General features: G+C 63.2%; 8 protein-coding genes. 2 read left to right on the top strand and 6 right to left on the bottom strand.

Going from position 1 to position 6,246, the window contains the following annotated elements; all coding sequences use genetic code 11:
- The 3 genes from folK to folP form a co-directional block, all read right to left on the bottom strand.
- Window positions 1-339 (bottom strand): 2-amino-4-hydroxy-6-hydroxymethyldihydropteridine diphosphokinase (gene folK / locus C1D09_RS16850; protein ID WP_143975374.1); only part of this gene is annotated, 339 nt, incomplete at its 3' end.
- Entirely contained in the window at window positions 323-682 is a 360-nt protein-coding gene (gene folB / locus C1D09_RS16845) for a dihydroneopterin aldolase (RefSeq protein WP_027044656.1), read from the bottom strand. The genes folB and folK, both read right to left, overlap by 17 nt.
- 3 nt (window positions 683-685) lie before the next feature.
- The gene (gene folP, locus C1D09_RS16840; RefSeq protein ID WP_143975373.1) at window positions 686-1,537 is read right to left on the bottom strand and encodes a dihydropteroate synthase; all 852 of its coding nucleotides are present in this window, start codon (window positions 1,535-1,537) and stop codon (window positions 686-688) included.
- A 99-nt stretch (window positions 1,538-1,636) separates the two neighbouring features.
- Here folP and C1D09_RS16835 point away from each other — a divergent pair, with 99 nt between their 5' ends.
- Window positions 1,637-2,260 carry a DUF922 domain-containing Zn-dependent protease gene (locus C1D09_RS16835; protein WP_143975372.1) on the top strand — a complete coding sequence of 208 codons (624 nt, stop codon included), beginning with the start codon at window positions 1,637-1,639 and terminating at the stop codon, window positions 2,258-2,260.
- Window positions 2,261-2,489: 229 nt separating this feature from the next.
- Window positions 2,490-3,971 carry an MDR family MFS transporter gene (locus tag C1D09_RS16830; protein ID WP_143975371.1) on the top strand — a complete coding sequence of 494 codons (1,482 nt, stop codon included), beginning with the start codon at window positions 2,490-2,492 and terminating at the stop codon, window positions 3,969-3,971.
- 9 nt (window positions 3,972-3,980) lie between these two features.
- On the opposite strand, the gene C1D09_RS16825 is transcribed toward C1D09_RS16830, so the two are convergent.
- The 3 genes from C1D09_RS16825 to C1D09_RS16815 form a co-directional block, all read right to left on the bottom strand.
- Window positions 3,981-5,012: an NAD(P)/FAD-dependent oxidoreductase gene (locus C1D09_RS16825; protein WP_143975370.1), complete on the bottom strand. Its 1,032-nt coding sequence runs from the start codon at window positions 5,010-5,012 to the stop codon at window positions 3,981-3,983.
- Window positions 5,013-5,331: 319 nt separating this feature from the next.
- Window positions 5,332-5,652 carry a 2Fe-2S iron-sulfur cluster-binding protein gene (locus tag C1D09_RS16820; RefSeq protein ID WP_143975369.1) on the bottom strand — a complete coding sequence of 107 codons (321 nt, stop codon included), beginning with the start codon at window positions 5,650-5,652 and terminating at the stop codon, window positions 5,332-5,334.
- Window positions 5,653-5,751: 99 nt separating this feature from the next.
- Complete coding sequence (locus C1D09_RS16815) at window positions 5,752-6,120, bottom strand: Hpt domain-containing protein (protein ID WP_143975368.1); 369 nt, start codon at window positions 6,118-6,120, stop codon at window positions 5,752-5,754.
- Window positions 6,121-6,246: the final 126 nt, after the last annotated feature.

Here is a 6,246-nt window from a genome sequence, read left to right as displayed (position 1 = left end):
GGTCTCGTGGATGACGCGGTCACCAAACACCAGAATGTCGATATCGATCAGGCGCGGCCCCCAGCGCTCCTCGCGCACCCGCTTCAGCTTCCGCTCGGCTTCGAGGCAGAGGTCGAGTAGCGCCCGCGGCGCGAGCCGGGTCGACAGTTCGGCGGCGGCGTTGAGGAAATCCGGCTGATCGAGCTTGCCCCAGGGCGGTGTGCGGTAGAGCGACGAAACAGCGGTGACGCGTGTGTCCGCATCGGCGTCGAGAAGGCGCAGTGCCGCCGCCATCGAGGCCGCCGGATCACCCAGATTGCCGCCGAGGCTGAGGTAGACGATGTTACTCGGGCCAGACAACGGTCACCTCGACGTAATCGAGCACGCCAGGCACCGGCGCGTTCGGCTTGCGCACGGTGATTTCGGCTCTCTTGATCTGCGGAAACCGCTCCGTAAGCGCCTTTGCCACTTCCATGGCCAGGGCCTCGATCAGGAAGCGCCGCTCCCCGGTGATGATCTTCTCGATCACCGTGAAGGCAATGCCGTAGTTGACGGTTTCCTCGATCGCGTCGTCGACAAGTGCGCGCCCGGGTTCGACCGACAACACCGCGTCGACATAGAAACGCTGGCCAAGCGCCTCCTCCTCGTCGAGCACGCCATGCCGTGCAAAGAAGGCGCAGTTCTTCAGGCGGATGACATACATGGCTCAGCGTTCCGATGCGGCGGTTTCAAGCGCCAGCATAGCATCCGCCACGGCCAGCGCGTCCACGTTGATTGCGACATCATGGACGCGAAACAGATGCGCGCCCTTGAGCCTGAGAATGACGCTGGTGGCCGCCGTTCCGGCAGCCCGGTCGGCCGCGTCGCGGCCGGTGACGGTGCCGATGAAGCGTTTTCGCGAGGTGCCCGCCATCAGCGGAAAGCCAAGCGCATGGAGCTCGGAAAACCGCGCCATCAGGTCGAGATTTTCCTCAGCCGTCTCCTTGGCGAAGCCGAAACCGGGGTCGAGCACGATGTGATCGTCCGCAATGCCGTTGCGACGGGCGATCTCCAGCGACGTCTTCAGGAACGCAAACTGGTCGGCGATCACGTCGGGCAGCTTCTCGCGATCGCGCCCTGTATGCATGATGATAAGCCCGGCTCCGGTTTCGGAGGCGACCCGGGCAATGTCGGGCTCGCGCTGCAGGCCCCAGACATCGTTGACGATGTGCGCGCCGGCAGCCACGGCCAGCCGCGCTGTGTCTGCGCGATAGGTATCGATGGAAATCAGCACGTCGCCGGCGCGCGCCAGCGCCTCGATCACCGGCAGGACACGCGCCTGTTCCTCGCCGGCGGAGATGACGGCGGCACCCGGGCGGGTCGATTCTCCACCGACATCGATGATCCGCGCCCCTTCCCCGATCATGCGGCACGCCTGTACCAGCGCCGCTTCTGGCCCATCGAACAGGCCGCCGTCGGAGAAACTGTCGGGGGTGACGTTGAGGATGCCGACGACCACGGCCTTGCTGCCAAGGTCGAGATGACGTCCGTGAGCCAGCTGCCATCGCCTCGCCGTCATTGCTCGTCAACCATGGGCTCATCAACGATGTGTGATCCGCAAAGGATCAATTCCGTTGCGCCGGCAACGGCCGTAAAGCAAGGTGGGTAAAGAGGCAATATGATGAAACGATCCCTGCTTTGCGCGCTGTTGCTTGCCGTGACCGCTGTTCCGGCGGGCGCGGCCAATCTCGTCAAGACATACAGCTATTTTTCCATCGGCGGCAGCACGCTCGAAGACATCGAGACGCAGCTCTCCAAACATGGGCCGCAGGTCAAAAGCACGGGCTCGCGCCACCCCGGCGCCACCCAGATGGCCTTCACCACGCGTATCAGCTACGCCAGGCAGGCTGGCTCCTGCCGGATCGCCGACGCCGCCGTGACCGTCAAGGTCAAGGTGATCCTTCCGGAATGGCGCCGCCCGCGCAAGGCGGATCCCGACGTGAAGCTGTTCTGGGACACACTGTCGGCCGACATCAAACGCCATGAAGAACGCCATGTGGAGATCGCCAAGAACTATGGCCGCGAGCTGGAAAACGCACTGAAGGGGACCTACCCGCGGACGGATTGCGCTACGGCGAAGGCTAAGGCGGCCGAGATCACCGCTGCCATTCTCGCCAGGCACGACCGCGCCCAGGTGCAGTTCGATCGCGTCGAGAGCGTCAATTTCGAAAGCCGTATCCTCCGGCTCATGCGCTACCGCATCCAGCGCATCGAGAACGGCCGGCTGCCGCCGCCGGCCTGATTTCATCGGCGCACTCGATGGCCCGGCTGCAAGCCAACCGGGCCAAAGTGTAGTGCCAGCGCCGGAAAACTTTCGAACGGCAGTCGAAATCGGCATAAACGGAACGACATATCACCGGGTGGCGAGGCACAACCCTCAAGGCACGAGCACCACGACCCATAGCGCGGCGAACGCATCAGGCAAGCCAATCGTCGACCCGGATCGCGCGCAAAGCACATGGACAAGACCTATGGACCAGGCTGTCGACAAGCGGACCATGGCGGCGGCCGCCACGCCGCTGAGCGAAAGCGAGAAGAACGCCATCATCGGCGGCGTTCTCCTGTCCATGCTGTTGGCGGCGCTCGACCAGACCATCATCGCACCCGCCATGCCGACCATCGCGCGGGCGCTCGGCCACGCCGAATATCTGCCCTGGATGGTCACCGCCTATCTCCTGACCGCCACCGCCGTGGCACCGCTATACGGCAAGATTTCCGACGTCTATGGCCGCCGCCCGACTGTTTACGCGGCCGTCCTCATCTTCCTCGCCGGATCGCTGGTCAGCGCCATGGCCCCCAACATGCTCGTGCTGGTGATAGGGCGCGCGATCCAGGGTGCGGGCGGCGGCGGCCTGTTTGCGCTGGCGCAAACCGTCATCGGCGACCTCGTGCCGCCGCGCGAGCGCGCACGCTATGCGGCCTGGATCTCCGGCACCTGGGCAGTCGCCAGCATTGCCGGGCCACTGCTGGGCGGCACCTTTGCCGAGCATCTGCACTGGTCGCTGATCTTCTGGATCAACATTCCGCTTGGACTGGCGGCTATGGCGATCATCAACAAGCCCCTGAAGAAGCTGCCGATCGCGGCCAAACATCACCGTATCGACGGGTTGGGCGCCGCGCTTCTGGTTATCGCCACGGCACTTCTGCTTCTGGCGCTCAACTGGGGCGGCAGCACCTATGCGTGGTTGTCGCGCGAAATCCTCGGGCTGGTGGCTGGTTCGGCCGTGTTCTGGGCCCTGTTCGCACAGAGACTGATGAGGGCAGCCGAGCCGTTGATCTCGCTTGAAGTGCTGGGAAACCCCATCGTGCTCGCTGGTGCGCTGTCGATGTTCCTGCTGCAGGCCGCGAATATCGGCGCTTCGGTCTACCTGCCGGTCTATCTGCAAACCGTCATCGGGCTCTCCGTCAGCGAATCGGGAATGGCCATGCTCGGCCTTTTGCTCGGCACGGTCGCCGGTGCCGCCACAAGCGGCCGCCTGATCCCCCGCTTCGTACACTACAAGCGCATCGCCATGATCGGCATCACTTTGGCCATTGTTAGCATCGGCCTGCTCAGCGCCGTTGCCGGACACGCCTCGCTGCTCGAGGTCGAGATCCTGACAACCCTGATCGGCCTGGGCAGCGGAACGACATTTCCGGTTGCGACCGTCTCTGTCCAGAACGCCGTCGATCGCACCCATCTCGGGGTTGCGACCGGCGTGCTGACCTTCCTGCGCACACTGGGCGGCGCGCTGGGCGTCGCGCTGCTCGGCGCGGTCGCGCTCGGCTATGGCCTGCCGCTCTCCGCCGAGGGTTCGCAGACACATATCCAGCTCACGTCAGCGTTGCCGTTCGTGATGATCTTCATCACCGCCGGCATCACCCTGGTGCTGGCGCTTGTCGCTTTGATGCTGATGCCGGAAAAGGCCCTGCGCGGACGCGACGAAACGGCCGCGTCCTTGCTCGCGGAATAGGGAGCGGCCTTACTCCACCACGCCGAGCTTCTTCTGTAGGCTGGTCGACGAAGTCGTGTACTGGAACACGATCCGCTCGCCGGGGCTGATGATGCGTTTGGCCGCCTGCGCCATCAGCGCCACTTCATGGAAGCCCGACAGGATCAGCTTCAGCTTTCCCGGATACCAGTTGATGTCGCCCACCGCGAAAATGCCGGGCACCGATGTCTGAAATTTCTCGGTGTCGACCAGAATCAGGTTCTCGTGAAGATTGAGCCCCCATTCCGCGATCGGCCCGAGCTTCATCGTCAGGCCGAAGAAGGGCAGCATGCGTGTGCATGGCACTTCGATATCGCCTTCCGGACCACCCTTGATGGTGGCCGATGACAGCTGGCCGTCGGCGCCGGTCAGGCCGGTCACCTGGCCAACCTTGAATGCCAGCTGCTTCATCTCTTGCATGGCATACATCTTGTTGACGCTGTCGGGCGCCGCGCGGAATTCAGGGCGCCGGTGGACCAGCGTCACGCTTTTTGCCACCGGCTGCAGGTTTAGTGTCCAGTCGAGCGCTGAGTCGCCGCCGCCGACAATGACAAGGTCGTGGCCGCGAAAATCCTCCATCCGGCGCACCGAATAGAAGACGCTCTTGCCTTCATAGGGCTCGATGCCCGGGATCGGCGGGCGTTTGGGTTGAAACGAGCCGCCGCCGGCGGCGATGACCACAACCTTGGCCTCGAAGACCTCGTTCTCGTCGGTGGTGACGCGAAAGCTGCCATCCTCCAGTTTCTCGAGGCTGGAGACCATGCGGTTGTAGGTGAAGTCAGGCTTGAACGGATGGATCTGCTCGAGCAGCTTGTCGACCAGCCCCTGCGCCGAAATCGAGGGCCATCCTGGAATGTCGTAGATCGGCTTTTCCGGATAGAGTTCCGCGCACTGGCCGCCGGGTCTGTCGAGGATATCGATCAGGTGGCATTTCATGTCGAACAGGCCGAGCTCGAACACGGCGAACAGGCCCACAGGCCCTGCCCCGACAATGAGAGCATCCGTCTTGATTGTTTCGGTCATGCGATGTGGCCCCCTTGGGAATGGGACGAGACTGCATGAGCCGTGGCCTGCTGCCAAGCAGCCAATGTCAAAGAAATTTGAACGCGCCCAAGGCGTAATGAGATTCGGGTCAGGGCGAGGCCGACTCGAAGACCGCGCGAAGCAAGCAGGCAAGGTGAGACCGGAACCGGGGCGGAGCGTGATTTTCGGACGTGAGCACCGGCTTACGCCAGCCCTAGTCCAGCTGCCACGATCCCTCATCGAGTGCTTCGGCCGGCGAAGGCCAGACGCATAGGAAGCCGCCGTTTGCAGGCCGGCATCACCTGAATATCAACACGCCCTAGCCCTGGCGCTCCGGTACCCGCACCACCAGGCCGTCAAGTGCGTCGCGTACCTTGATCTGGCAGGACAGACGCGAGTTCGGCTGGACGTCGTAGGCGAAGTCCAGCATGTCCTCTTCCATCGCTTCCGGCTCGCCCACTTCCGCCGTCCAGGTCTCGTCGACATACACATGGCAGGTGGCGCAGGCGCAGGCGCCACCACATTCCGCCTCGATCCCCGGCACGGCGTTGCGGATGGCGTTTTCCATGACCGTCGAGCCGTTTTCGGCGTTCACGTCGAATTGTGTGCCGTCATGGGCGATGAAGGTCAGCTTGGTCATTTGTCACCTGAAGGGAGTTTCCGCCGAGATAATCACTCCGGCTGACAAGTCAACTGCGGCGCGAAAGCGCCCCTCGGTGACGTTTTTCCACAAACCGGGTCAGCGATTGATGGCGGCGACGAAATCGCGCACTTCGTCGATCAGTTTGCCGAGCCGCTTGAGGGCCTGGCCGTCTTCCGGCTGCCGCTCGATTTCGGTGGCACAATCGGCGATGGCGAAGGCGCCGACGCCGCGAGCAGACCCTTTCAACCCATGCGCCAGCAGAAGCCGGTCCTTGCGATCGGCATCGACAATCTTATCGCGCACCGAAAGCGCCTGCTGTACAAATAGCGCCAGCACCTCTTGCTCGAGGGCGCGATCGCCCATCGTCTGCCGGGTAAGGTGTGCCAAATCGACCGGTCGGGACTGCCTGGTTCCCGAGACGTCGCCTCCGGGCATTGAAAAGGCAATGCCGCTTTCGCCACGCATGAACTCGAACTCCGTTTCTTCGGCCGCCTGAAAAACTAGGCGAATCCAATGGACAACGGGTTAATGAGTGGCCCGGAAAAAAGTTGCGAAAGCGGCGCCCGGATCACGGTTCCGTTAACCTTATAT

Source organism: Mesorhizobium intechi, from assembly GCF_002879535.1.
GTDB lineage: Bacteria > Pseudomonadota > Alphaproteobacteria > Rhizobiales > Rhizobiaceae > Mesorhizobium > Mesorhizobium intechi.
This window is presented reverse-complemented; position numbering and strand designations above follow the sequence as displayed.

Coding starts and splice junctions, on each gene's coding strand:
- folB (WP_027044656.1), bottom strand. CDS start 682: ATGTATGTCATCCGCCTGAAGAACTGCGCCTTCTTTGCACGGCATGGC.
- folP (WP_143975373.1), bottom strand. CDS start 1,537: ATGACGGCGAGGCGATGGCAGCTGGCTCACGGACGTCATCTCGACCTT.
- C1D09_RS16835 (WP_143975372.1), top strand. CDS start 1,637: ATGATGAAACGATCCCTGCTTTGCGCGCTGTTGCTTGCCGTGACCGCT.
- C1D09_RS16830 (WP_143975371.1), top strand. CDS start 2,490: ATGGACCAGGCTGTCGACAAGCGGACCATGGCGGCGGCCGCCACGCCG.
- C1D09_RS16825 (WP_143975370.1), bottom strand. CDS start 5,012: ATGACCGAAACAATCAAGACGGATGCTCTCATTGTCGGGGCAGGGCCT.
- C1D09_RS16820 (WP_143975369.1), bottom strand. CDS start 5,652: ATGACCAAGCTGACCTTCATCGCCCATGACGGCACACAATTCGACGTG.
- C1D09_RS16815 (WP_143975368.1), bottom strand. CDS start 6,120: ATGCGTGGCGAAAGCGGCATTGCCTTTTCAATGCCCGGAGGCGACGTC.